The sequence below is a fragment of the Saccharopolyspora sp. NPDC003752 genome (genome assembly GCF_053605825.1).
Genome location: NZ_JBSGJZ010000010.1, coordinates 36,133 through 61,560 on the forward strand (window position 1 = coordinate 36,133; position 25,428 = coordinate 61,560).

A 25,428-nucleotide genomic window follows, 5' to 3' on the forward strand; every position below is an offset into this window, starting at 1 on the left:
GGTTGCGACCGGGCAGGCGGTCATTGACCGCCATCGCGGGAGCCGCGCTGCTGGTCGTCGGGCTTCCGGGGACCGCCTACGCAGAGCCGCCCGCGGCGCTGCCCGCGAGCTTCGACGAGGCAGACGGCAAGTGGCAGCCGGCCTTCGACTACGACGGCGACGGCTGCTACCCCACCCCGGCGATCGGCCCCGACGGCTCGATCGCAGAGGGCCTGAAGCCCTCCGGCGCGCTCGACGGGAACTGCCACGACCGGTCCGACCTCGACAACACCAACTCGTACTCCCGCGCCAAGTGCGACGACAACGGCTGGTGCGCATACCTCTACGACCTGTACTTCGAGAAGGACCAGGCCCTCGGCGGCGTCGACGACATCTTCGGCCACCGGCACGACATCGAGCACGTCGTGGTGTGGGTGCGCGACGACGAGGCGAAGTACGTGTCGACGTCGGCGCACGGCAACTACTCCACGCAGCCCGCTTCCGAGGTCTCCTGGGAGGGGAGCCACCCCAAGATCGTCTACCACAAGGACGGCGCCAGCACGCACTGCTTCCGCCTGGCGGGCCGCGACGAGCAGCCGGAGAACCACTACGGGACCTGGCAGTACCCGGACCTGGTCAGCTGGAACAACTTCCCGCCCGGCATCCGGGACAGGCTGACCGGGGCCGACTTCGGCTCGGCCAGCCTGGCGATCAAGGACGGCGCCTTCGAGCAGAACCTGGAGAAGGCCAAGCCGGGCGAGGTCGAGTTCGACGCCTACGGATGATCACTGCGGCGGCTGGAGGACGGCCTCGGCGAGCGCGTCCGGGGCCTCCTCCGGAATCCAGTGGCTGACGCCTTCGAGCTGCACGAACCGGTAGGGCGCCGCGACGTGATCGCCGCATCGCAGCGCCCCCGCCCGGCCCAGGGCGCCGTCCTCGGTGCTCCACACGTAGGTCGTCGGGACGGTCACGGACGCGAGTTCGTCCATGCGGCCCATCGCCCGGTACCAGTTCAGGGCGGCCGTCAGCGCGCCCGGCTCGCTGAGCACCCGGATGTGCTCGTCCACCAACTCTGCGGGGACGCCGTCGCTGAACACGGCGCGCAGCCGCTTCGCTCCGTCGGCCAGCAGCACCTGCTCGGCCTTGCCCTCCTGCCGGAAGAGCTTGATGTACTCGGAGCGGCGCTGCTGGTCAGCGTCGTTGCGCAGCGCCCAGCCGAAGGCGGCCGGGTGCGGCACGGACACCGCGGTCAGCGTGCGGACCCGGTCCGGGTGCCAGCCCGCGAGGTGCCAGGCCACCACCGAGCCCCAGTCGTGGCCGACGACATCCACTTCGGACAGACCCAGCGCGTCGATGATGCCCACCGCGTCGGCGACCAGGTGCGCGATCCCGTACTGGTCGGCGCCGTCGGGCCGGGCACCGGGCGAGTAGCCGCGCTGGTTCGGCGCGATCGTGCGCAACCCGGCCGCGACCAGCCGCGCCGAGACGAGTTTCCAGCTCCGCGCCGTCTCCGGGAAACCGTGCAGCAACAGCACCGGGCGTCCCTGCTCGCCGCCGGCGATGACGACGTCGAAGGTCAGCGGTCCGACGTCGATCCGTTCGTGGTTGCCCGAAACATCCTGCGTCATCAGCCGTCGCTCCGAGTCAGGTTCCGCATCCGAGGGCGCCAACATACCATCCGGTCGGTACGCTCCGCCAGCGCGCCCGACTGTCCACTAGGGACTCGACAGCGCCCGTCCGGCTCACCCCGGGAGCACTCCCCCGCGCAGTTCCCAGCGGCGGGTGACCGGGTTCCGGACCCAGCGGAGTTCGGTCTCCTGCTCCCACGGCTGGAGCGCGTCGAGGTGGTGTGCCCACAGCCGGTTCTGGGTCGCGAAGTAGCGCCTGATGCCGGCGAGCCGGTTCTGCTGCTTGTTCCGAAGTGGCGTGCGCATCGTGCTCATCCCCGAGAAGAGGTCCGGTCGATGGCACTCAGTTTCCGATGGACCAATTCCTGCCAACAGTGGCAGCGATGCCGTTGTGCCGCAAAATCCTGCCAGCTATCGTTCAGGCATGCTGCGTTCCGTGGCAGCGGTCGTCCTGGACGGCGCCGCTCCGTTCGAACTCGGCGTGCTGTGCGAGGTCTTCGGCCTCGACCGCACCGCCGACGGGGTTCCACCGATCGAGTTCCGGGTGTGCGGGCAGCGCCCGGGAGAGCCGCTGAGCACGTCGGTGGGGATGAACATCGTCCCCGAGCACGGGCTGGAAGGACTGGACGGGGCCGACGTCGTCGCGGTCCCGGCGGGCCAGATCCGGGACATCTACCCGGCGGAAGCACTCGCGGGCCTGCGGGACGCCGTCGCCCGTGGCGCCACCGTTCTCTCGGTGTGCTCCGGCGCGTTCATGCTCGGCGCGGCCGGGCTGCTCGACGGCCGCCCCTGCACGACGCACTGGTACTACGCGACCGAGTTCCGCCGCAGGTTCCCGACCGCCCGGCTCGACCCGGACGTGCTCTACGTCGACGACGGGAACATCGTGACCAGCGCGGGCACCGCCGCCGGGATCGACGCGTGCCTGCACCTGGTGCGCCGCGAGCTCGGTTCCGCCGCGGCGATGAAGATCGCCCGCCGGATGGTCGTCCCGCCGCAGCGCGACGGCGGACAGCGCCAGTTCATCGACCTGCCGGTGCCCGAGTGCTCCGGCGACAGCCTGCAACCGCTGCTGAGCTGGCTGCAGGAGAGCCTGGACGACGAGCACACGATCGCCAGCCTCGCGGGACGGGCGCAGATGTCGCAGCGCACGTTCGCACGGCGATTCGTCGCCGAAACCGGGACGACGCCGAACCAGTGGCTGGCCACCCAGCGGGTGCTGCACGCCCGGCGGCTGCTGGAGGACACGCAGCTCGGCATCGACCAGATCGCGCGCGAGTGCGGGTTCAGCACGGCCGCACTGCTGCGCCACCACTTCCGCCGCATCGTCGGCGTCACGCCGCGTGACTACCGGCGGGCCTTCTCCCGGCCCGCCGAGGTGGGTTGAGCGCTCAGCGGCGGGTGGCGCAGGCGATGCAGGTCGTCGCGGCCGGCAGCGCCTCCAGGCGCTCCGGCGCGATGGGCTTCCCACATCGCACGCACACCCCGTAGGTGCCCTTGTCCAAGCGCGCTGCGGCCCGGTCCAGCTCGTCGAGCTCGTGGCGGGCGTCCGCGAGCAAGCCCTGCACCTGGGCGCGCTCGTATGCGAGCGTCGCGCCCTCCGGATCGTGCTCGTCGTCGGTGCCGGTCCACGTCGAGACCTCGCCGATGGACTCCAGGTGGCGCTCCAGGGACTCGACGCGTGCCAGCGCGCTGGCACGCTCCTCGGCCAGCAGTTCCGACGCCGTCCGCGGCCCGGGCGGGGACGGCGCGTCCTGCGACGTCCGCTTGTTCATAACGAGGTGAACGCCGCCGCCCGGCCGCCTATTCCGCCGGTTCAGGCGTTGCGGTCGCCGCTGTGCGCCGGTTCCAGGGCATCGGCGGTCTCCTCCGCCGGAGCCTTCGCCGTGGAGCGGGATCGGAGCAGGCTCGCCGCCGTCGTCACGGCCAGGGTGAGCACGATGAAGCCCAGCGAGGCGGCGATGCCGATGTCCGGGACGGCGAAGCGGATCTCGTCGATGTGCGAGCCGTGCAGTGCCTCGATGATCAGCTTCAGCCCGATGAAGCCGAGGACCACCGCGAGGCCGTAGCTGAGGTAGACCAGGCGGTCCAGCAGCCCGCCGATGACGAAGTAGAGCTGCCGCAGCCCCATCAGCGCGAAGGCGTTCGCGGTGAAGATGATGAACCCGTCCTTGGTGAGACCGAAGATCGCGGGCATCGAGTCGAGCGCGAAGATGACGTTGGCCAGCCCGAGCGCGGTGACGACCACGATCATCGGGGTGAACATCCGGCGCCCGTCGACGCGGGTGGTCAGCTTGCCGCCGTCATAGGTGTCGGACGTGGGCAGCACCCGTTGCAGCGCGCGGGTGATCGCGTTGTCCGGTTCCTCGGGCTCATCGCCGGCGCCGTCCCTGGCGACCTTGATCGCGGTGTAGATGAGGAACGCGCCGAAGATATAGAAGACCCAGTTGAAGGCGCTGAGGGCGGCGACGCCGGCGGCGATGCACACGCCGCGCAGCACCAGGGAGAGCACGATGCCGATGAACAGCACGCGGTGCTGGTGCTCCTTCGGCACGGCGAACCGCGACATGATGATGACGAACACGAAGAGGTTGTCGACCGAGAGGCTGTACTCGGTCACGTAACCGGCGAAGAACTCCGCGCCGCTGGTGGGCCCGGCGAAGACGAACAGGATCGCGCCGAAGACGGCCGCGAGGGCGACGTAGCCGGCGACCCACAGGCTCGCCTCCCGGACCCCGACCGCGTGCGGGCGACGGCCGACGAACACCAGGTCACCCACGATGAGAACGGCCAGCGCCGCCAGGGTCGCGATCCACACCCACATCGGGAAGTTCATCGGCACGTCACCTCCGTGCGCCAACGCGCGCCGGGACCGGACACGATTCCAGTCACGGACGATTTGCATGCAGTATACTGTATGAGTTTATCGCCGAACGAGACCACCGGGACGATTCCGGCCAGGAATCGGGAAGAATGCCCATTCGGAGCAAATATTCAAGGAACAAGGGAGAATTCAGCACCAACCGAACGAATCGGCCGCGACGACGCGATTCCGGCATTCGCACCCATATCCGGCTCTCCGATGCTCCACATAGGACACAAAATTCGTCCGCACCGGTGGATCATGGACGCCCGGACCGATGGCGTCAACGTTGGCCCGGCCACACCACCGGTCGTCCGGGGCGGGCGGCTCCCGCGGATTCCAGCGGCAGCGCGCGGGAATCCAGTGCCGCGAACCACCTCCCGCAGCGTTCGACCAGGTGACGCAGCTCGAAACGGCTCGCGACGGCCAACCTGCCGATCACGTCCGCTCCCACGATCGCCCAGCGGAACGCGGGACCGCACCCGCCGGCGTGCTCGACCCGGCCGGTGCCCTGCCACAGCCCGGTGCCCGGCGGTTCGACCTCCACCCAGGCACGCCCACCGGGCTGCAACAGCTGGCGCACCCGGCGGAGCAGCGCCCGCGGATCGCCGCCGATGCCGATGTTGCCGTCGACGAGCAGCGCCTCGCGCCAGTTGCCTTCGCCGGGGACCCGGTGGAACACGTCGCGGCACAGCGCCATGGCGTTCCGGCCGGCCGTGAGGCGGACGGCGAGTTGGGAGGTGTCGATGCCGAGCGCCACCACACCGCTTTCGGTGAGCGCCGATGTGAGCCGCCCCGGACCGCAGCCGATGTCGAGCGTCGGGCCCCGGCACGTGCGCAGCAGATACCGGTCGGCGGCGTCGGGCGCCGCGGACCAGCGATGTCCGGGCAGCGACCGGGCGAATCCGTCACTGGTCAGCAAAGTGCAGCCGCCACGGCGCAGGGCGACGTCGAACTCACCGCTCATCGGAGGCGATCCTTCGGTGCGCCACCGGCTCTGGAAGCGAGCACGGGAAGGCTTGCGGTGAAACGGGAACGCGGCAACGATCTCGCGACCCGCAGGGCGTCCTCCATGGTGTCCACATCGGTCAGTCGCGGCAATGCGGCCACGCGCAGGCCTGCCGCACGCAGCGCGGCCGAGGTTCGCTCCCCCGTGTCGGCGCGAGACGTGGGCACCCCGCGCAGCAGTTGCGCATCGGCGGCGGACCGGAAACCTGCCACCCACCAGCCGCCGTCCTCGGCCAGGCCGAGTGCCGCGTCCGCGCTGCCGAGCGCCTGGCACGCCTCGGTGAGCAGCTCGGGCGTCACCTGCGGGGTGTCCATCCCGATCTGCACGATCGAGAGGCCGGGATGCGCGGCAGCGGTGTCGGCGTGCGCGGCGGCCAACCGCGCGGGGAAACCATCGCCGCGTTGACCGAGAACAGTCCAGCCGCGCAATGCGCTGCGCAGCTGGACCGAACCGATGGCCGCGTCCAGGTCCCCGGCCATCGCGATCACCGGCCGGACACCGGGAGTGCTCCGCACGGCGTCCACTGTGTCCAGCAGGCTCGCGGCGGCGATGCGGGCCGCTTCGGCGTGCGTCGCCGGCGGGCACAACCGCGTCTTGACCAGACCCGGTACCGGAGCTTTCGCCACCACGAGGAGCGCCGTCGGGCTCACCACAGCACCCCTGCCATGTCGCGGACCGCGCGAACCGTGCCGAGCACCGAGCCGGAGACCTTCGACCGCGTCCCGGACGCGCGAGGCCGGTACGCCACGTCCAGCTCACGCACCCGCCAGTGCGCCTCCGCCGCCTTGCACAGCAGTTCGAGCGGATATCCGAAGCCGCGGTCCGCTACCCCCAGGCGCAGCAGGTCGGTCCGCCTGGCGGCGCGAATCGGGGCGATGTCGTGCACCGGCAGGCCCCGGCGCCGCAGCAACCCGGCGATCACCGCGTTCCCGGTCCTCGCATGCCACGGCCACGCTTCGGCCGACACCGGAACCCGCCGTCCGACCGCGAGTTCCGCCTTCCCCTGGCGCACCACGGCGACCAGCGATGGCAGCGCGTCCGGGTCCAGCGAGCCGTCGCAGTCCAGGAAGCACACGAATTCCGCTGTCGCGGCCGTCAACCCGGCGTGCACGGCAGCGCCGTAGCCGCGCCGGGGCTCCCGGACCACCGCCGCGCCGTGCGCCGCCGCGACCTCGGCCGAGCCGTCGGTGGAACCGTTGTCCACCACCAGCGGGCGGAATCCTGGCGGCATCGCGGCGAGCACGCCGGGCAGCGCGGCCGCCTCGTCCAAGCACGGCAGCACCACGTCCACATCGTCCATGCCAGCCAGTGAAACTCACCGCGGAAGGATCGGAAACTCGTGCCGGCCTTAAGGAATCATTACGTCCCGGGAAGTTCTTACGAGGTTCTGACGGATCGCACCGACGAGTTGGCCGACGAGCCTGACGGGTTTACCTTCGCAATGGTGCGACTCCTCCCCCGACGCGCCGGAATCCGGCCGGCGCGCGCCGATCTGATCGCGTTCGCCATCGCCATCACCGCGATCGCGGCAGCGGCGGTGGCCGGTTTCCTGCTGAACAGAGCGGGTGCTCCGCTGTACGCCGACGCGGCACCGCTGTTCGGGTACTGGCTACCCCGCGTCGGCCCGGGCACACCTCTCGCCCTGGCCACCGCGGGCGCCGTCATCGCCTGGGGCCCCGCGCTCGCCGCGCGCCTCCCCCGGGGAAGGCTGCTCGCGGCCGCATATCTCACCGCGTTGTTGTGGACCTTCTCGCTGGTGATGGTCGACGGCTGGCAGGACGGCTTCGCCGACCGGCTCACCGACTGGACGGAGTACCTGCACGACGTCCCGCGCGTGACCGACATCGGCGGCATGCTCGGGACGTTCACCGAACACGTCCTCGCCGGGCAGCCCGGTTCCTGGACGGTCCACGTTTCCGGGCACCCGCCGGGTGTTCTGCTGTGCTACGTCTGGCTGGCGCGGATCGGTCTCGGCGGTGGCGAATGGGCCGCAGTCGTGACGGTGCTCATCGGCGCCCTCGCGGCGGTGGCGGTGCCGGTCACCGTGCGGGTCCTGGCCGGAGCCGCAGCGGCCCGGGCGGTCGTGCCGTTCGTGGTCCTGTTCCCAGGCGCGGTGTGGGCCGGGGTTTCCGCCGACGGGATGTTCGCCGGGATCGCGGCCACCGGCGTGGCATTGCTCGCCGTCGCATCGGCGCGGACCGGGCCGGTCGCCGGGCTCGCTGCGGTTCTCGCCGGTGCTCTGCTCGGTTTCGGGCTGTTCCTGAGCTACGGCCTGGTGCTGATGTTCCCGATCGTGTGCGTGGTGCTGGTGCGCACCCGTGGGATTCGCGCGTTCCTGCTCGCGGCGGTCGGCGCTGCCTGCGTCGTCGCGGCGTTCGCGCTGCACGGGTTCTGGTGGCTGGACGGCTACCACCTGGTCGTCCAGCGCTACCAGCAGGGGGACTTCGCCCAGCGGCCGTACGGTTACTGGGTGGGCGGCAACATCGCCGCCCTGCTGATCTCGGCCGGTCCGCTGGCCGCGGTGGCGATCCGGCGGGCAGTCGTGGACCGGGGCGCCGCGGCGTGGCTGGTGCTGGCCGCCGCGACGGCGGTCCTGGCCGCCGATCTCTCCGGGCTGAGCAAGGCCGAGGTGGAGCGGATCTGGCTGCCGTTCGCGGTGTGGTTCGCTGTCGGGGCCGCGCTCCTGCCGGCCCGGTACCACCGCTGGTGGCTGGCCGGGCAGGCGATGACGGCGTTGGCGGTGAACCATTTGATCGCGACGAACTGGTGAGCCGATGAAGCACGAGGCCGAGATGCGACGGGTGCTCGTCGTCGACGACGACCACGCCGTCCGCGACGTGCTGCGCCGGTACCTGGAGCGCTCCGGCTACGAAGTCGGCCTGGCCGAGGACGGCGAGACCGCGCTTCGGCTGTTCGCCGAGCGGGAACCGGATCTGGTGGTGCTGGACCTGATGCTGCCCGGCATCGGCGGGCTGGAGGTATGCCGCCGGGTGCGGGAACGCGGCCAGGTCCCGGTGGTGATGCTGACCGCGCTGGGTGAGGAGTCCGACCGGGTTCTCGGCTTGGAGCTCGGCGCCGACGACTACGTCGTCAAGCCGTTCAGCCCGCGCGAACTGGTGCTGCGCGTCGGCTCGGTGCTGCGCCGCTCCCGCGCCGCGCCGGCCGAAGTCCGCGAACCCCTGACCGACGGCGCCCTGCGGCTGGACCTGGAGGCGCGGCGCGGCACGCTGGACGGCGTCGAGCTGGCGTTGACCGGTCGCGAATTCGACCTGCTGGCGTTCCTGCTGCGCAACCCGGGCCGGGCCTTCAGCCGACCGGAACTGCTGGAAGCGGTGTGGGGCTGGAACTTCGGCGACCACTCGACCGTGACCGTCCACATGAGACGCCTGCGGGAGAAGATCGAGCCGGACCCGGCGCGCCCCAGCCGGATCAGCACGGTCTGGGGCGTCGGCTACCGGTACGACCCGGCAGGCTCGTGAGCGGCAGTGGTCGCTCGGGCGGCCATGAGCACTCACGACGGAGCGGGATGGATTCGCGATGGACGTGATCACCGAGCTCACCCACGTCGTCCCGTACGCGATCGGCTTGTCGCTGCCGGTGGCGCTGGTGGGCGCAGGTCTGCTCGCCGTGCTGCGGCGCCGCTCGCTGGCCACGGCGTTGACCGTGCTCGTGCTGACCCCGCTGCTGGCCACGTTGGCCGGGGTCCTCGGCGTCACCGGGTTCATGTTCGGCCCGCAGCTGACGACCGTCGTCGTGATCTGCACGGCGGTCGCCGTCGTCACCGTGCCGGTCGCGGTGCTGCTGGGTCGCAGCATCGCCCGGCGCAGCGTGTGGGAGCGGGAGGCACGGGCCCGGGAACGAGCCGCCGAGGCGTCGCGTCGCGAGCTGGTCGCGTGGATCAGCCATGACCTGCGCACCCCGCTGGCGGGAATCCGCGCGATGGCCGAGGCGCTGGCGGACGGCGTGGTCGACGAGCCGGCCGAGGTGTGCGACTACGCCACCCGCATCCGCGGCGAGACCGAGCGGCTGTCCGGCATGGTCGAAGACCTCTTCGAACTGTCCCGCATCACCGCCGGCGCGCTGCGGCTGGACTTCTCCGCCGTCCCGCTGCAGGACGTCGTCAGCGAGGCGGTCGCGGCGGAGAACCCGCTGGCCAGGCGACGGGCGATCCGGCTGCGGACCGAGACCAGCGACTGGCCGGTGGTCTCCGGCAGCGATCCCGAACTCGCCCGCGTGGTGCGGAACCTGCTGTCGAACGCGATCCGCCACACCGCTGCGGAAGGCTCGGTGGTGCTGGCCGCCGGCCGCGACGGCGCGCACGCCTGGCTCCGCGTGGACGACGCCTGCGGCGGGATCGCGCCCGACGAGCTGGCGCGGGTGTTCGACGTGGCGTTCCGGGGAAACCAGGCGCGACGGGACGAGGCGGGCGCCGGGCTGGGCCTGGCGATCGCGCGTGGACTCGTGCAGGCGCACCACGGGACGATCACGGCCCGCAACCACGGGCCCGGCTGCCGCTTCGAGGTCAGGCTACCGCTCGCCCCCGCCGATCGCGGCGGGCTCCCGTAGCGGCGCGTGCGCGAAAGCCCGCACACCGGCGGCGAAATCGACCGATGCCCGGAATCCCAGCACCCGCGCCGCCTTCGCGGGATCGGCCACGATGTGCCGCACGTCGTTGGGCCGCGCTCCGCCCACGATGCGCGGAGCCGGGCCGCCGCAGGCCCGCGCGAGCTCATCCGCAAGGTCGCCGATCGTGCGCGGCCGACCGGAGCAGATGTTGAGCGCGTCCAGTCCTCCTTGCGGCGGTTCGGTTTCCAGCGCCGCGACGTTGGCAGCGGCGACGTCGGTCACGTGCACGAAATCCCGCCGTTGGCGGCCGTCCTCCAGCACGACCGGTGCTTCGCCGTTGTGCAGCGCGGAGCGGAACAGCGACGCGACGCCGGCGTACGGGGTTCCGCTGGGCATCCACGGCCCGTAGACGTTGTGGTAGCGCAAGGCCCACACGCCACCACCGGTTTGGCGGGCCCACGCCGCGGCCAGATGCTCCTGTGCGAGCTTGGTCGCTGCGTACGTGCTGCACGGGTCCAGTGCGGCGTCTTCAGGCACCAGCTCGGGTTCGAGCGAGGTCGCGCAGGTGGGGCACCGGGGTTCGAACCGCCCGGCGGCGATGTCGTCGGCTCGCCGCGGGGCGGGCCGGACCAGCGCGTGCTGCGAGCAGCGGTAGCGGCCTTCGCCGTAGACGACCATCGACGACGCCAGCACGAGGCGGCGCACCCCGGTCGCGTGCATGGCGGCGAGCAGCACTGCGGTGCCGAAGTCGTTGTGCGAGACGTAGTCGGGCATGTCCGAGGGATCGACGCCGTGGCCGACCATGGCGGCCTGGTGGCACACGACGTCCACGCCGTCGAGCAGCTCGCGCACCGCGCTGAAATCCCGCACGTCGCCGCGCACCAACCGGTGGCGCGAGCGGGGTTCGGTGCCGTGCGCTTGCGGTAGGAACACGTCGAGCAGCACGACTTCGTGCCCGCGGTCGGCCACGGCGTCCGCGATGGCCGCGCCGATGAACCCGGCCCCGCCTGTTATCAGAATTCGCACGCCCCGACCGTAAGGCCGGCCGGCGCCGATCGGCGCGTCGAACGCCGCGACGTCATGATTCCGTCAGATCTTGCCGTTGTCTTACGGGGTCGGACGGCCACTGGCGATGGCGGCCCGAGCGGCGTCGAATGGAGGCATGACCTCAGTACCGATATCACGGCCGCGGGCCGCCGTGATCGGCCTGCTCGCCACCGCCGCCGCGCTCGGCGCGGGGCACCTCGTCGCAGGCCTGGCCGCCGTCCCGTCGCCGTTCGTCGCGGTGGGCGGCGCGTTGATCGACCTGACGCCGGAGCCGGTGAAGGAACTGGCCATCGCGCTGTTCGGCACCGCCGACAAGCTGGCGCTGCAGACCGGCATGGTCCTCGTGATCGCGGCCCTTGCGGTCGTGGCAGGGCTGCTGTCCCGGCGGCGCTGGTGGCCGGGCGCGGTCGTGATCGGCCTGTTCGGAATGGCCGGCGTGGCCGCGGCGATGTCCCGGCCGGAGGGCGGCGTGCTCGCGGCGCTGACGTCCGTGGTGGTCGGCGTCGCCGTGTTCTGGTGGCTGCACCGGGCCGCCCGGCCCGGTACCGAGGCCCCGGCCGAGGTGGACGCGACTCGGCGGAAGTTCCTGATCACGTCGTCGCTGGTGGTCCTCGGCGCGAGCGCCGCCGGCATCGTCGGCGGCATCCTGCAGCGCGGCGCGGACGTGATCTCCTCGCGGCTCGCGGCCGCTGCGCGCATCCCGAAGGTCCCGGAGCCGGCCATCCCGCCCGGCGCGGACTTCGTCGCCTCCGGCACCCCGACGTTCCTGACGTCGAACCGGGACTTCTACCGGATCGACACGGCGCTGGCGGTTCCGCAGCTCCGCGCCGAGGACTGGCGGCTGCGGCTGCACGGCATGGTGCGGCGCGAGCTGGAGCTGACCTACGACGACCTGCTGCAGCGCCGGGTGGAGGCCCGCCCGATCACGCTCACCTGCGTGTCCAACGAGGTCGGCGGCCCGCTGATCTCCACGGCGACGTTCGTCGGCGTGCCGGTGCGCGACCTCCTGCTGGAGGCCGGGGTGCGGCCCGGCGCCCAGCAGCTGTTCACCACCAGCGTCGACGGCTACACGGCGGGCACACCGCTGGACGTGCTGCTCGAACCGGACCGGGGTGCATTGCTGGCCGTCGGCATGAACGGCGAGCCGCTGCCCACCGAGCACGGCTTCCCGGTCCGCATGGTCGTCCCCGGGCTGTACGGCTACGTGTCGGCGACCAAGTGGCTGGTGGACGCCGAGGTCACCACCTTCGACCGGCAGCACTACTGGGAGCGGCGGGGCTGGGCCCGGCAGGCACCGATCAAGACCGAGTCCCGCATCGACCGCCCGCGGCCGGGGAGAACGGTGCCCGCCGGTCCGGTGGTGCTGGCCGGCATCGCCTGGGCGCAGCACACCGGTATCGACCGGGTGGAGGTCCGCGCCGACGGCGGCGAGTGGCGGCCCGCCGAGCTCGCCGCCGACGTCAGCCGCGACACCTGGCGCATGTGGCGCGCCACCCTGGACCTCCCGCCCGGCGATCACGTCGTGGAATGCCGGGCGACCGACCGGACCGGCAAGCCGCAGACGCCGGAACACCGCTCGGTCGTCCCGGACGGCGCAACCGGCTGGCACGCCGTGCGATTCACCTGCACCGCATGACGGCTACGACTGGCGCGCCGCGACCTCGGCGGCGGGCGCGGGTTCCCGCTCGGGCTCGGCGAGCATGGCGTAGATCGCCACGGACAACGCCGCGCAGATGGCCGCGCTGGACCACAGCACGACCTGCCAGGCCCCGGTGAAGCTCTGCGTGACGAAATCGAAGAACTGGGGCCGGATTCCGCCGGGGAGCATCGACATCGGCCCGCCGAGGTCGCCGGAGTTCACGCTGTTGGCCAAGGCTTCCGGCGTGCCCGGATAGCGGGGCGACCACCCATCGCCGAGCCGGTTCCCCAGCAGGTCGACCAGGGCCGAACCGGCCGCCGCGATGACCACGGCCTCGCTGCCCAGCCGGAGGGTGTTGAGGAAACCCGCTGCGGCACCGGTGGATTCGGCCGGCACCACGGTCAGCACCGCCCCGTCGACCAGCCCGAAGTTCAACCCGAGGCCGACGCCGAGCAGGATCAGCGGTCCGGCAAGCGCGGCGACGCCGACGCCGGGCTGGAGGATGGCGGCCAGCCAGCCGACACCGATCGTCAGGCACGCCAGGCTCAGGGCGAACACGGTCCTGGCGACACAACCGATCCTGATCAGCCGATTCGCCAGGATCGGAGTCACCAGGATGGGCAGGGTCATGAGCAGCATCGTCGCGCCCGCCGCCTGGCTGCTCGCCCGGTTGGCGACCAGCAGGTAGTTCGGCAGCAGGGGCAGCAGGATCACGAAGGCGAACGTGACCACCACGGGGATCAGGCACAGCGCCACGAACCTCGTGCTGCGCAGCAGCGCCAGGTCGAACATCGGATGCCGCTGCCGCCGCTCGACGAGCACGAACAGCACCATCAGCAGCACCGATCCGGCGAGCAGCCCCAGCACGCCGGGACTTCCCCAGCCCCACTGCGGGCCTTCGACGACGCCGAGCATCAGCAGGAACAGGCCGGCGACGAACGTCGAGGTGCCCGCCCAATCCACTGTGGACCCGGCCGCGCCACGGGACTCCCGCAGGAACGGGACGGCGAGCAGCACCAGCAGCATCAGCAGCCCGTGCGAACCGAAGAACGACCGCCAGCCGAGGTTGTCGGACAGCAGCCCGGCCGCCATCGCTCCCAGGGCGAGCCCTGCGCCGGTGGTGATGCCGACGGCGGCGAACACCCTGGTGCGCGCCGCTCCCCCGAAAGTCGTCGCCAGGATCGAGCTTCCGCTGGTCAGCAACGCCGCAGCACCGACACCGGCGATCCCGCGGGCGAGGTCGAGCAGGTAGATGTCGGTCGCCACCGCGCTCACCATCGATGCGGCGGCGAACAGCGCCGCGCCCGCGGTGAAGACGCGGCGGCGTCCGAGCAGGTCGGCCAGCGAGCCGCAGGCGAGCATGAAGCTGGCGAAGGTCAGGTTGTAGGCGTGCACCGCCCACTGCAACGCGTCCAGCGACGCATGCGTCTCGGCGCCGATGTGCGGCAGCGCCACGCCCGACCCGGTCACCGAGGTCGGCAGGATCAACAGGGTCAGCAGGATCGCGACCAGCGCGATCCCGGACCTCGCCCGGACACCCACGAGGGCACTCATTTTCCTTGCATTTCCTTCGGATTCGCTAAGACTCGGGCTGTTCAGAAGCTCACGACGCCGGCGCGACGGGGAACGAGCCCACGAGGCCGCCGTCGACGAGGAGGTCCTGGCCGGTGATGTAAGCGGCGTCGTCGGAGGCCAGGAACGCCACCGCCGCAGCCACGTCGTCCGGGTGACCGAGAGAACCCAGCGGTACCTCGGCGGCGTTGCGCGCCTCGGCTTCGGGATCCTGGTTCGCGGCCCGGTACATCTCCGTGTCGATGTAGCCCGGGCTGACCGAGTTGACCCGGATGCCGCGCGGTGCGAGGTCGGCGCCGAGCGTGCGAGCGAGGTTGTGCACTGCGGCCTTGGTCGCGGAGTAGATCGAGGCGATGGGCAGGCCGCGCTGCAACGTCCAGGAGGCGTTGATGACGATCGCCCCGCCGTCGCGCATCAGCGGCAGGGCCTTGCTGATGGTGAAGAAGACACCCTTGAAGTTGACGTCGACGGTGCGGTCGAAGTCCGCCTCGGTGAGCTCGGCGCTCGGCTTGAAGATCCCGACGCCGGCGTTGGCGAACACCGCGTCCAGCCCGCCGCGCCAGGTCTCGATCCGCCGCACGAGGCGGTCCAGGTCGTCCTGCGAGGTCACGTCGGCGCGAACGGGGAGGAGCCGGTCCGAGTCGAGCCCTGCGGCGGCGGCGTCCAGGCGCGCCTGGTCGCGACCGCTGATGACGACGTACGCGCCTTCGTCGAGGAGCCGACGCGCGGTGGCGAGCCCCATACCGCTGGCGCCGCCGGTGATCAGGACGGTCTTGTTCGTGAATCGCTGCATGCCAACGATCCTCAGGCCACGCAAGCGCCTCCGGGAGTGTCGGCCGAGCCTGGGTCTGGCACCACCAGCCTCAGCGCGCCGCCGGTTCGGCCAGCAGTTCTTCCAGCCGCGGTTCGGTGCCGGTACCCGGCTTCGGCACGTGCAGCAGCAGCCGGTGTCCCGGCTGATCGGCCAGCGGCAGCGAGTTGTACTCGAAGACCAGCTCCCCGACCGCGGGGTGGTCGACGACCTTGATCCCCTGGGTCGCGCTGCCGATCCCGTGCTCCGCCCAGATGTCGGCGAACGCGGCGCTCACCGCGCACATGTCCTCGGCCAGCCGGCCGAACTCCGGGTCGTCCGGGTAGCGCGCGGCATCCGCCCGGAACTGGCCGACGATCTGCCGCGCCGCGTCCTCCCAGTGGCAGATCGCGGCCCGGTAGCGGGCGTTGGTGAAGAAGCTGACCAGGCAGTTGTGATCGATCTGGCCGTAGCCGAACACCTCTTCGGCCGCGCGGTTGACGGCGACGAGGTTCCAGTGCCGGTCGATGACGTAGGCGGGGCGCGGCAGCCAGCCGTCGATCACCCGCCGCAGCTCGGGCGCGACTTCCCGGTCCACCGGTGGCGCCTGCGGTGGGTTGAGCCCCGCCAGCAGGTACAGGTGTTCGCGCTCGGCGGTGTCGAGCCGCAGCACGCGCGCGATGGCGTCCAGCACCTCGGCGGACACGTTGATCTCCCGGCCCTGCTCCAGCCAGGTGTACCAGGACGCGCCGACCCCGGCGAGCACGGCGACCTCCTCGCGGCGCAACCCCGGCGTGCGCCGCCCGCGCCCGGCCGGCATCCCCACGTCCTCGGGCGTCAGCCGGGCCCGTCGCGAGCGCAGGAACTCGCGCATCTCGGTACTGCGCCGCTCTCGGGCCGCTGCGGGAAGCCGCGAAACATCCATCCGCCCATGCTAGGAACACGCCGTCAGAGCACGCCGAGCAGGATCGGGGCGGCGTTGGTCGCGCCGTGGACGACCAGCAGCGGCCACATCAGGCGGTACTTGCTCCACAGGTACCCGAGGAAGAGCCCCAGGACGCCTTGGTTGACGACGACCGAGGCGAGATCGACGCCCAGTTCACCGTTGCCCTGGATGGCGACGTGCCACACCGCCCAGAGCAGCGAGGCGAGCACCATGGCGGGCCAGCGCCCGAGCAGGACCTCCCACCTGGTCTGCAGCCACCGCCGGTAGAAGACCTCTTCGAGGAAGCTGTTGATCAGGAAGCCCACCACCACCGCGACGATCAGCGTGACGAGATCGACGGTGAACGCCAGGTCGCTCGGCGGCATCGCCAGCGGGCCCGTGTAGCTGAGCGCGAACCAGGTCACCACCGGGATCAGCGGCCCCCAGTTCCGCCACGACCCCGGCGCTCGGAGCGCCGGCGTCCGAGCCGCGCCCTTGCGGCGCAGCAGCCAGAAGGTCACCGCCGGAACTCCGAGCAACAACACCAGCTTCAGCGCCACGTGAGCCGGTTCGCCGCCCCCGGCCGACCACAGCAGCACGGCGAAGAGCACGGCCGCCGCCGTGAGAACGGACGCCTCGATGCGGACCGCCTTCCCCACGGGCCGACCGGCCGGCTCCCGCCGGGCATCCGGCGGCACGAGGCGGACGAGCACGATGCCGACGAGCGCCGGAATCCAGCGGTGCCACAGCGGAATGGTGTCGTCGTGGTCGGCGGAGTACCTGATGCCCGTGTTGCCGGTCAGGAACAGCAGGGCGATGGCTCCGGCGAACACGGCCAGCCCCGCGAGGAGCACGACCGTTCCACCGGACGCGCTCGTCCGCCGCAGTTTATTCAGCACAGCTGTACCGTAGCGGTTACCGCACAGCTGTGCTATAAAAATGGGCATGCCGAAGCTCGTCGACCACGACCAGCGGCGCGCCGAACTCGTCCGTGCCGCGTGGGCCGTGATCAGCCGCGACGGCATCGAGGGCGCCACGGTGCGGAAGGTCGCCGACGAGGCGGGCGTTTCCACCGGCGGGCTGCGGCACTACTTCGACAGCCAGCGGGGACTGCTCCGCTTCGCGGCGGAAGCGGTGGCCACCAACGCCGGCTCGCGCCTCGCCGAGCACCGGCGCAACGAGCGACCCGGCATGCGGCGGGCCCAGCTGCTGCTGGAGGAGTTCCTCCCACTCGACGACGAGCGGCGGGTGGAGGTGGACGTGTGGTCGGCCTGCCTGCTGCGGGCGCGCGTCGACCACTCGCTCGACGGGCTGCGCAAGACCGCCTGGGAAGGCGAACGGCACGTCTGCCGGATCGCGGTCGCGGACTGCTGCGCCGTGCCACCCCCGGCCGCCATCGGCGACGAGCTCCCCGACGCCCGGCTGGAGCAGCTGGCCAGGCGCCTGCACGTCTTCGTGGACGGCATGACGCTGCAGGCGGCGACCTATCCGCGCGAGCTCCCGGCCGCCGAGGTGCGCCGCCTGCTCCGCGCGGAGCTGGAGCTCGTTTCCCGCTCCGCGAAGGAGAAGCCCCGGACGGGCTGAGCGTCCACAAGAGACCGTCAGTCCGCGAGGCCGTCGAGTTCGGCCGCGTTTCCGCCGCCGCTCTGGGCCAGGTTGCGCAGTTCCTGGAGGGCCACCGACAGCATCGACACGTCCGGCTCCGCGGCATCCTTCAGCAGCACGAAGGTTTCCCGGTACATCCGGACGCGGTCGGGGTTGCCGTCGAGCCAGGCGTCGACGAGCCGATCCGGTGGCGTCGATTCGTCCGCGCCGTGCAGCGCGGCGGCGGTGAGCCTGCGGCGCTGGGTGAGCAGGTCGTCGCGCAGCGATGCCTTGGCCAGCATGGTCCAGTGCGAGTCGCTCACCTGCTCCACCGCCTGTTCCTTCAGCCAGTCGAGGTCGAGCCGCTCGCCCAGCGCGAAGTACAGCCCGGCCGTCCACTCCAGGTCGCGGCCGGATGCCCACGAGATCTCCGCGATGTCCATGCCCGAGCACAGCGGGTCGAGCACGAAGACCCGCTCGCACAGCCGCTCCGGGACGCCGGTCCCGGCTAGCGCGGCGATCGCCCGCTCCACCCGCCGCCGTTCCCGCCCGGTGAGCCGGCCGCGCAGGGCGTGGGCCAGCCGCAGCATCGCCGGCCGGAATCGCCGCACCTCGACCGCCGTGTCGATCTCCCGGCGGTTGCGCAGCAACCACAGCGCCACCTGTTCGACGACCTCGCGGACCGCAGCCAGCAGCCGCAACTGGGCATGAGCGTGCCGGGGCAGCTCCAGGGCGTCGATCTCCGCCCAAATCGCGGGCAGGTCCAGCAGGTCGCGCGTCGCGACGTAGACCCGGAACGGCGCGCTGAGGTCCCCGGTGAGCTGCATCAGGCGGCGCAGCACTCCCGATCCCAGCCGGTTGATCATCTCGTTGGCCAGCACGGTCGTGGCGATCTCCCGGCGCAGCGGGTGGGCCTGGATCTCGTCGGCGAACTCGGTGCGCAGCGCCGCGGGCAGATACTCGACGATCCCGGCCATCACGTGCGGGTCGTCCGGCACCGCCGAATCGAGCACCATCCGGTGGAACTGGTTCTTGCTGTGCGCGAGCAGCACGGCCAACTCCGGCCGGGTCAATCCCAGCCCCAGGGCCCGCCGTTGAGCGATGACGTCGTCGTCCGGCAGCGACTCCAGCGCCCGGTCGAGGAAACCCTCGCCCTCCAGGAATCGCATCAGCTGGAGGTTCCGGTCCAGGGTGGTCTGGCCGAGCGCCTCGCTGACGCTGATGGACTGCGCCTGCCGGTAGTTGTCGGCCAGCACCTGCTCGGCGACCTCGGCGTCGACTTCGGCGAGCAGCCGATCGCGGCGCTGCGACGGGATCCCACCGGCCGAGTCCAGCAGGATCTTGAGGTTCACCTCGCGGTCGGAGATGTCGACGCCCGCCGAGTTGTCGATGAAGTCGGTGTTGATGCGGCCGCCGCGCAGGGCGAACACGATCCGGGCGGGTTGGGTGAACCCGAGGTTCCCGCCCTCGGCGACCACCCGCGCCCGCACCTGGTCCGCGTCGACCTGGGCACCCTCGTTCGCCCTGTCGCCGACCTGCGCGTTCGACTCCGCGGCGGCCTTGACGTAGGTGCCGATACCGCCGTTGAACAACAGGTCGACCGGCGCCCGCAGGATCGCCTGGATGAGCTCGTCGGCGGGCATCGATGCCACGTCGACGTCGAGGACGCGCCGGACCTGCGCGGTCAGCGGGACCGACTTCGCGCTGCGGGCGAACACCCCGCCGCCGGGCGAGATCAGCGTCGGGTCGTAGTCCGCCCACGAGGAGCGCGGCAGGCCGGACAGCCGGCGGCGCTCGGTCCAGGACACCAGCGGGTCCGGTGCGGGGTCGAGGAAGATGTGCCGGTGGTCGAAGGCGGCGACCAGTTTCACGGTGCGCGACAACAGCATCGCGTTGCCGAACACGTCACCGGACATGTCGCCGATCCCGGCCGCGGTGAACTCGTCGCGCTCCGGGTCCACGCCCAGCTCGCCGAAGTGGCGGCGCACCGATTCCCAGGCGCCGCGCGCCGTGATGGCCATCGCCTTGTGGTCGTAGCCGCGCGAACCGCCCGACGCGAACGCGTCGCCCAGCCAGAACCCGTACTCCGCGGCGATCGAGTTCGCCAGGTCGGAGAACGCAGCGGTGCCCTTGTCCGCGGCCACCACCAGGTACGGGTCATCGGAGTCGTGGCAGACCGTGTCCGCCGGCCGGAGCACCGCACCGCCGCGACGGTTGTCGGTGACGTCGAGCAGCCCGCGGACGAACATCGTGTAGCAGTCGCGCACTTCCGCGGCCACGGCCTCCGGGTCGGTGCTCGGCGGCGGTCGTTTGACGACGAACGCGCCCTTGGCGCCCTGCGGCACGATGACCGCGTTCTTGACCATCTGCGCCTTCAGCAGGCCCAGCACCTCCGCGCGGAAGTCCTCCGGGCGGTCAGACCAGCGGATGCCGCCGCGAGCCACCTTCGCCGCGCGCAGATGCACGCCCACCACGCGCGGCGAGTAGACGAACGTTTCCACGGCGGGCCGAGGCCCTGGAAGGAAGGGCAGTTTGCCCGGGTCGAGCTTGAGCGTCAGGTGCGGCTTGGCGTGACCGTCGCGCCCGCGCTGGAAGAAGTTGGTCCGCACCGCCGCGAGCACCACAGTCCGCACCGCGCGCAGCACTCGGTCCTCGTTGAGGTGCACCACCGAGTTGAGTGCCTCCTCGACGCGGGAGTCCAGCGCGACCTGCCGTCCGGGGTCGGCGACCGCCGGGTCGAAGCGGGTCCGGAACAGCGCCACCAGCAGCCTGGTCACCTCGCAGTGCGCGAGCAGCGTGCGCTCCACGTACGACTGGCTGAACGTGACGCCGCCCTGCCGCAGGTACGCGTGGATCGCGCGCAGCAGCACCACGTCCCGCCAGCCGATCCCGGCCTTCAGCACGAGCTGGTTGAAGCCGTCGTCCTCCGCGTCCCCTCGCCACACCGCGGTGAACGCGGCCGCCACCAGGTCTCGGGCCACCGGGTCGGCCAGCAGCGCGGAATCCCTCGGCAGCAGCTCGAACTCCTCGACCCGGACAGCGCCGCGGCCCGCCGGGCGCACGTCGAACGGCCGGTGGTCGGCGATGCGCAGGCCCATGTTCTCCAACACCGGGAACACGTCGGCGAGCAGCGCCGGACGCGGGCTCGACCACAGCAGCGCGAACCGGGCGTTCGCGCCGGAACCCAGCAGCGGCAGCATCGTCAGCCGGGGCCCCGCACCGGGCCGGAACTCCTCCAGCGCGCCGACGTCCAGGGCCGCTTGGCCCGCGGAGAACACGTCCTGGTAGCCAGCGGGAAACGCCTCCGCGTACCGGGCGAACAACCGGCGCCCTTCGGCGGAGCCGTACCGATCCGCCAGCTGGACGCGGAGCTCGTCCTGCCACGACTCGGTCGCGGGAACGACCACCGCCACCACCCCCTCGACGAAACGAGGGCCGCATCGACGGTCCTGGCCCGAGTCTAGGCGGCCACCACCGGGCCCACATCGCGCCGGGCACCACCGGCCACGGCACAGCATCTCCGCCCCAGCCGCCCCGCCGACGGCCGTTCATCCACATCGGACGATCACCGAGCAGGCCCGGGCCGCCGAACAGATCAACGACGCTGCGCCGACCGAGCGGCGTCGCAGAAGTGCGGCCGGACACCGGGACGACCCGCGATCAGACCCCATCCCGGCCGATTCCTCCGATTGATCGACGACTAATGATGGTTCACCTGAGCCGAATAGCGGGCGAGATGTAGATCAAAAGGACATGCCACCGACATCGGGCCGATCGAGAATCCTTCAAGGGATTCCAAAGCAACGTAAAATATTGCTGGCATATACCTGCAATAAGTCACCCATTAGTACGAACCCGCTGCTCATGCAGCTTTAAATGGAATGCCAATTCGTCGACAAATTGGACAAAAGAAATTCGATAACCGCAGTCGCGCAAATCGGTCACCGAGATTTTTTCGCAATTAAAGCATGTGAAGTTTCCCATACTTAATGACGATGCGCGGCGGATAGCGCGACCCTAGGTTGTGATCGCGGACCAACGCGGTATTCGCCGCGACGTTTCTCCGCGAGACCGGGAGAAGTGACCATGTGCGCAGCACCGATCCGGGATGCCGAAGGAGCACCCGGACGATTCCCCGAAGACCGGGCGGAAGGCAACGCCGGTGACGCACTGCTGAGACTGGGCCGCCTGGTGTCCAAAGCGGACACTTCCGCGGACCTGCGCGCGGTGTACCGCAAGGGCGGCCGCGAGGGCGACGCCTTCTACCGCGACCGGTGGAGCCACGACAAGGTGGTGCCCTCCACGCACGGCGTGAACTGCACCGGCTCCTGCCGGTGGAACGTGTACGTCAAGGACGGCATCATCACCTGGGAGGCGCAGGACACCGACTACCCGAGCGTCGGCCCGGACCGGCCCGAGTACGAGCCGCGCGGCTGCCCGCGCGGCGCCTCGTTCTCGTGGTACTCCTACTCCCCCACCCGCATCCGCTTCCCGCACGCCCGCGGCGTGCTGGTGGAGATGTACCGCCAGGCCCGGCGGGAGACCGGCGATCCGGTCGCCGCCTGGAAGTCCATAGTGGATGATCCGGAGCAGCGGGCGCGCTACCAGCGGGCGCGCGGCAAGGGCGGGCTGGTCCGCATCACCTGGGACGAGGCGGTCGAGATGATCGCCGCCGCGCACGTGCACACCATCGCCGCGCACGGCCCGGACCGGATCGCCGGGTTCTCCCCGATCCCGGCGATGTCGATGGTCTCGCACGCGGTCGGCTCGCGGTTCATGGCGCTGATCGGCGCGCCGATGCTGTCGTTCTACGACTGGTACGCGGATCTGCCGGTCGCCTCGCCGCAGGTGTTCGGCGACCAGACCGACGTGCCCGAGTCCGCGGACTGGTGGGACGCCGCCTACCTGATGATGTGGGGCTCCAACGTGCCGGTGACCCGCACCCCGGACGCGCACTGGATGACCGAGGCCCGCTACCGGGGCCAGAAGGTCGTGGTCGTCTCGCCCGACTACGCCGACAACACCAAGTTCGCCGACGAATGGCTCGCGCCGCACCCCGGCACCGACGCGGCGCTGGCGGTGGCGATGGGCCACGTGGTGCTCAAGGAATTCTTCGTCGACGACCCGACGCCGTTCTTCACCGACTACGTGCGGCGCTACACCGATCTGCCGTTCCTGGTCAGCCTCGTCGAGCGCGGCGGCGGCCTCGTGCCGGGCAAATTCGTCACCGCCGCCGACCTCGGCGGCGAAGGCGCGCACGAGGAGTGGAAGACGGTGCTCCTCGACGACGCGACCGGCGAACCCGTGGTGCCCAACGGATCCATGGGATTCCGCTGGAACGACGGCGAAACCGGGCGGTGGAACCTCGACCTCGGCGCCGTGACACCGCGGCTGAGCCTGCACGACCACGACGCCGAAGCGGTCGAGGTGGTGCTGCCCCGCTTCGACGCTCCGGACGGCACCGGCGCGGCGATCACCCGCGGTGTCCCGGCGACCCGGCTGCGCCCGGACGGCCCGCTGGTGACGACGGTCTTCGACCTGCTGCTCGCGCAGTACGGGGTCGGCCGCGAGGGCCTGCCCGGCAGCTGGCCGGCCGGCTACGACGACGCGGACCAGCCCGGCACGCCCGCCTGGCAGGAGCAGATCACCTCGGTGCCCGCCGCGCGGGCGGCGCGGATCGCCCGCGAGTTCGCCGACACCGCGATCCGCTCCAAGGGCCGGTGCATGATCCTCATGGGCGCGGGCACCAACCACTGGTTCCACTCCGACGAGGTGTACCGGACGTTCCTGACCCTGCTGATGCTCACCGGCTGCCAGGGCCGCAACGGCGGCGGCTGGGCGCACTACGTCGGCCAGGAGAAGGTCCGGCCGCTGACCGGCTGGGCCACGCTGGCGTCCGCGGCGGACTGGCAGCGCCCGCCCCGCCAGATGATCGGCACCGCCTGGTTCTACCTGCACACCGGGCAGTGGCGCTACGACGGGCTCACCGCGGACGCGCTCGCCTGGCCCGGCGCGGCCGGGACGCTCGCCGGCGCGACGGCCGCCGACTGCCTCGCCCGCTCGACGCGCGCGGGCTGGATGCCGTCCTACCCCACCTTCGACCGCAATACGCTGGACCTCGCCGACGAGGCCGAGGCCGCCGGGCTCGAACCCGTCGAGCACGTCGTGCGGGAACTGCGGGAGGGGCGGCTCGGTTTCGCGGGCGAGGACCCGGACGCGCCGGCGAACTGGCCGCGGGTGCTGACGGTGTGGCGCTCCAACCTGCTGGGTTCGTCGGCCAAGGGCAACGAGTTCTTCCTCAAGCACCTGCTGGGCACCGACGCGGCGCCGCGCTCGACGGAGCCCGAACAGCCGCCCGCCGAGGTGCACCGCGCCGCGGCGGCCGAGGGCAAGCTGGACCTGCTGCTGTCGCTGGACTTCCGGATGACCAGCACCACGCTGTTCTCCGACGTCGTGCTGCCCGCCGCCACCTGGTACGAGAAGCACGACCTGTCCTCGACGGACATGCACCCGTACGTGCACTCCTTCAACGCCGCCGTCGACCCGCCGTGGCAGTGCCGCACCGACTTCGACGCGTTCCACGCCATCGCCGCGAAGTTCAGCGAGCTCGCCGAACGGCACCTCGGCGTCCGGCGGGACGTGGTGGCGACCGCGCTCGGCCACGACACCCCGGGCGAGGCGGCGCAACCCGGCGGCGTGCTGCGCGACTGGCGCAGCGGCGAAGTCGACCCGGTACCCGGGCGCACCATGCCGACGCTCACGGTCGTCGAGCGCGATTATCCTGCGGTGGCCGCGAAACTCGGCGCGGTCGGCCCGCTGCTGGACAAGCTCGGCACCACGACCAAGGGCTACACCGTCGAGGTCGGCCCGGAGCTGGCGTGGCTGGCCGAGTCCAACGGGGTCGCGGCCGGCGGACCGGCCGCGGGCCGCCCGCGACTGGACACCGACCGCCGGGCCGCCGACGCCATCCTCGCGCTGTCCGGCACCACCAACGGCCGGCTGGCCAACGAGGGCTTCCGGGCGCTGGAAGAGCGGGTCGGCCGCGACCTGACGCACATCTCGGCCCACCACGCCGGACACCGGGTGACCTTCGCCGACACCAGGTCCCGGCCGGTGCCGGTGGTCACCAGCCCGGAGTGGTCCGGCGACGAGTCCGGCGGCCGGCGCTACTCGCCGTTCACCATCAACGTCGAACAGCTCAAGCCCTGGCACACCCTCACCGGCCGCCAGCACTTCTTCCTGGACCACGACTGGATGGCCGAGCTCGGCGAGCAGCTGCCGCTGTACCGGCCGCCGCTGGACCTGCACCGCCTGGCAGGCGAACCCCGGCTCGGCCCGGACGGCACCGCCGAGGTGGTGGTGCGGTACCTGACGCCGCACTCGAAGTGGTCGATCCACAGCGAGTACCAGGACAACCCGATCATGCTGACGCTCTCCCGGGGCGGGCCGACGTTCTGGATGAGCCCGGCGGACGCCGCCGCCATCGGAGTCGCCGACAACGACTGGGTGGAGGCCGTCAACCGCAACGGCGTCGTGGTCGCCCGCGCGGTCGTGTCGCACCGGATGCCCACCGGCACCGTGTTCATGTACCACGCGCAGGACCGGACGGTGAACGTGCCGAAGAGCGAGACCACCGGCCGGCGCGGCGGCATCCACAACTCGCTGACCCGCGTGCAGATCAAGCCGACGCACCTCATCGGCGGCTACGCCCAGCAGTCCTTCGCGCTGAACTACCACGGTCCCACCGGGAACCAGCGCGACGAGATCACCGTCATCCGCCGCCGCGACCAAGCGGTGGAGTACTGACGCGAGCGTCGAAAAGGAGT

At 71.4% G+C, this 25,428-nt stretch carries 21 protein-coding genes; 8 read left to right on the forward strand and 13 right to left on the reverse strand.

Going from position 1 to position 25,428, the window contains the following annotated elements:
• The first annotated feature begins 23 nt into the window (after positions 1 to 23).
• Positions 24 to 764 carry an NPP1 family protein gene (locus ACWEV3_RS15325; RefSeq protein ID WP_452614469.1) on the forward strand — a complete coding sequence of 247 codons (741 nt, stop codon included), beginning with the start codon at positions 24 to 26 and terminating at the stop codon, positions 762 to 764.
• Here the strand turns inward: ACWEV3_RS15325 and ACWEV3_RS15330 are convergent, their stop codons facing one another.
• Both ACWEV3_RS15330 and ACWEV3_RS15335 read right to left on the reverse strand, forming a co-directional pair.
• Entirely contained in the window at positions 765 to 1,607 is an 843-nt protein-coding gene (locus ACWEV3_RS15330) for an alpha/beta fold hydrolase (RefSeq protein WP_452614470.1), read from the reverse strand. It lies immediately after the preceding gene.
• 114 nt (positions 1,608 to 1,721) lie between these two features.
• Complete coding sequence (locus tag ACWEV3_RS15335) at positions 1,722 to 1,913, reverse strand: hypothetical protein (RefSeq protein WP_452614471.1); 192 nt, start codon at positions 1,911 to 1,913, stop codon at positions 1,722 to 1,724.
• Between the two features lie 118 nt (positions 1,914 to 2,031).
• Here ACWEV3_RS15335 and ACWEV3_RS15340 point away from each other — a divergent pair, with 118 nt between their 5' ends.
• Positions 2,032 to 2,994, forward strand: coding sequence for a GlxA family transcriptional regulator (locus ACWEV3_RS15340; protein WP_452614472.1), 963 nt, complete (start codon positions 2,032 to 2,034; stop codon positions 2,992 to 2,994).
• 4 nt (positions 2,995 to 2,998) lie between these two features.
• Here the strand turns inward: ACWEV3_RS15340 and ACWEV3_RS15345 are convergent, their stop codons facing one another.
• The 5 genes from ACWEV3_RS15345 to ACWEV3_RS15365 all read right to left on the reverse strand — a co-directional run bounded on the left by ACWEV3_RS15345 (position 2,999) and on the right by ACWEV3_RS15365 (position 6,779).
• Entirely contained in the window at positions 2,999 to 3,382 is a 384-nt protein-coding gene (locus ACWEV3_RS15345) for a TraR/DksA family transcriptional regulator (RefSeq protein ID WP_452614473.1), read from the reverse strand.
• A 41-nt stretch (positions 3,383 to 3,423) separates the two neighbouring features.
• Entirely contained in the window at positions 3,424 to 4,443 is a 1,020-nt protein-coding gene (locus ACWEV3_RS15350) for a TerC family protein (protein WP_452614643.1), read from the reverse strand.
• Between the two features lie 310 nt (positions 4,444 to 4,753).
• The gene (locus ACWEV3_RS15355; protein ID WP_452614474.1) at positions 4,754 to 5,437 is read right to left on the reverse strand and encodes a class I SAM-dependent methyltransferase; all 684 of its coding nucleotides are present in this window, start codon (positions 5,435 to 5,437) and stop codon (positions 4,754 to 4,756) included.
• Positions 5,434 to 6,132: a TIGR04282 family arsenosugar biosynthesis glycosyltransferase gene (locus ACWEV3_RS15360; protein ID WP_452614475.1), complete on the reverse strand. Its 699-nt coding sequence runs from the start codon at positions 6,130 to 6,132 to the stop codon at positions 5,434 to 5,436. Before ACWEV3_RS15360 ends, ACWEV3_RS15355 begins: the two co-directional genes overlap by 4 nt.
• Positions 6,126 to 6,779 (reverse strand): glycosyltransferase family 2 protein, encoded by a 654-nt coding sequence (locus ACWEV3_RS15365; protein WP_452614476.1) that lies wholly within the window; start codon positions 6,777 to 6,779, stop codon positions 6,126 to 6,128. The genes ACWEV3_RS15360 and ACWEV3_RS15365 overlap by 7 nt, the downstream gene beginning before the upstream one ends.
• 141 nt (positions 6,780 to 6,920) lie before the next feature.
• On the opposite strand from ACWEV3_RS15365, the gene ACWEV3_RS15370 reads away from it, so the two are divergent.
• The 3 genes from ACWEV3_RS15370 to ACWEV3_RS15380 are packed head-to-tail and all read left to right on the forward strand — an operon-like array spanning position 6,921 to position 10,045.
• On the forward strand, positions 6,921 to 8,249 hold the full coding sequence (locus ACWEV3_RS15370; protein WP_452614477.1) for a hypothetical protein: 1,329 nt from the start codon (positions 6,921 to 6,923) through the stop codon (positions 8,247 to 8,249).
• Between the two features lie 4 nt (positions 8,250 to 8,253).
• Positions 8,254 to 8,958 carry a response regulator transcription factor gene (locus tag ACWEV3_RS15375; RefSeq protein WP_452614478.1) on the forward strand — a complete coding sequence of 235 codons (705 nt, stop codon included), beginning with the start codon at positions 8,254 to 8,256 and terminating at the stop codon, positions 8,956 to 8,958.
• A gap of 58 nt (positions 8,959 to 9,016) precedes the next feature.
• Complete coding sequence (locus ACWEV3_RS15380) at positions 9,017 to 10,045, forward strand: sensor histidine kinase (RefSeq protein WP_452614479.1); 1,029 nt, start codon at positions 9,017 to 9,019, stop codon at positions 10,043 to 10,045.
• Here ACWEV3_RS15380 and ACWEV3_RS15385 read toward each other — a convergent pair.
• Positions 10,007 to 11,071 (reverse strand): NAD-dependent epimerase/dehydratase family protein, encoded by a 1,065-nt coding sequence (locus ACWEV3_RS15385; RefSeq protein ID WP_452614480.1) that lies wholly within the window; start codon positions 11,069 to 11,071, stop codon positions 10,007 to 10,009. The genes ACWEV3_RS15380 and ACWEV3_RS15385 overlap by 39 nt on opposite strands.
• A 136-nt stretch (positions 11,072 to 11,207) precedes the next feature.
• On the opposite strand from ACWEV3_RS15385, the gene ACWEV3_RS15390 reads away from it, so the two are divergent.
• A complete protein-coding gene (locus ACWEV3_RS15390; protein WP_452614481.1) occupies positions 11,208 to 12,728 on the forward strand; it encodes a molybdopterin-dependent oxidoreductase in 1,521 nt (506 codons plus the stop codon).
• 3 nt (positions 12,729 to 12,731) lie between these two features.
• On the opposite strand, the gene ACWEV3_RS15395 is transcribed toward ACWEV3_RS15390, so the two are convergent.
• The 4 genes from ACWEV3_RS15395 to ACWEV3_RS15410 form a co-directional block, all read right to left on the reverse strand.
• Positions 12,732 to 14,285, reverse strand: coding sequence for an MFS transporter (locus ACWEV3_RS15395; RefSeq protein WP_452614482.1), 1,554 nt, complete (start codon positions 14,283 to 14,285; stop codon positions 12,732 to 12,734).
• A gap of 49 nt (positions 14,286 to 14,334) precedes the next feature.
• Positions 14,335 to 15,096 carry an SDR family NAD(P)-dependent oxidoreductase gene (locus tag ACWEV3_RS15400; protein WP_452614483.1) on the reverse strand — a complete coding sequence of 254 codons (762 nt, stop codon included), beginning with the start codon at positions 15,094 to 15,096 and terminating at the stop codon, positions 14,335 to 14,337.
• 70 nt (positions 15,097 to 15,166) lie between these two features.
• Positions 15,167 to 16,018 (reverse strand): helix-turn-helix transcriptional regulator, encoded by an 852-nt coding sequence (locus ACWEV3_RS15405; RefSeq protein WP_452614484.1) that lies wholly within the window; start codon positions 16,016 to 16,018, stop codon positions 15,167 to 15,169.
• A 23-nt stretch (positions 16,019 to 16,041) separates the two neighbouring features.
• Positions 16,042 to 16,917 carry a CPBP family intramembrane glutamic endopeptidase gene (locus tag ACWEV3_RS15410; RefSeq protein WP_452614485.1) on the reverse strand — a complete coding sequence of 292 codons (876 nt, stop codon included), beginning with the start codon at positions 16,915 to 16,917 and terminating at the stop codon, positions 16,042 to 16,044.
• A gap of 46 nt (positions 16,918 to 16,963) precedes the next feature.
• Between ACWEV3_RS15410 and ACWEV3_RS15415 the strand changes: the two genes are divergently transcribed.
• Entirely contained in the window at positions 16,964 to 17,602 is a 639-nt protein-coding gene (locus tag ACWEV3_RS15415; protein ID WP_452614486.1) for a TetR/AcrR family transcriptional regulator, read from the forward strand.
• 17 nt (positions 17,603 to 17,619) lie between these two features.
• Here the strand turns inward: ACWEV3_RS15415 and ACWEV3_RS15420 are convergent, their stop codons facing one another.
• Entirely contained in the window at positions 17,620 to 21,009 is a 3,390-nt protein-coding gene (locus tag ACWEV3_RS15420) for an NAD-glutamate dehydrogenase domain-containing protein (RefSeq protein WP_452614487.1), read from the reverse strand.
• A gap of 679 nt (positions 21,010 to 21,688) precedes the next feature.
• Here ACWEV3_RS15420 and ACWEV3_RS15425 point away from each other — a divergent pair.
• Positions 21,689 to 25,408: a nitrate reductase subunit alpha gene (locus ACWEV3_RS15425; protein WP_452614488.1), complete on the forward strand. Its 3,720-nt coding sequence runs from the start codon at positions 21,689 to 21,691 to the stop codon at positions 25,406 to 25,408.
• Positions 25,409 to 25,428 lie beyond the last annotated feature (20 nt).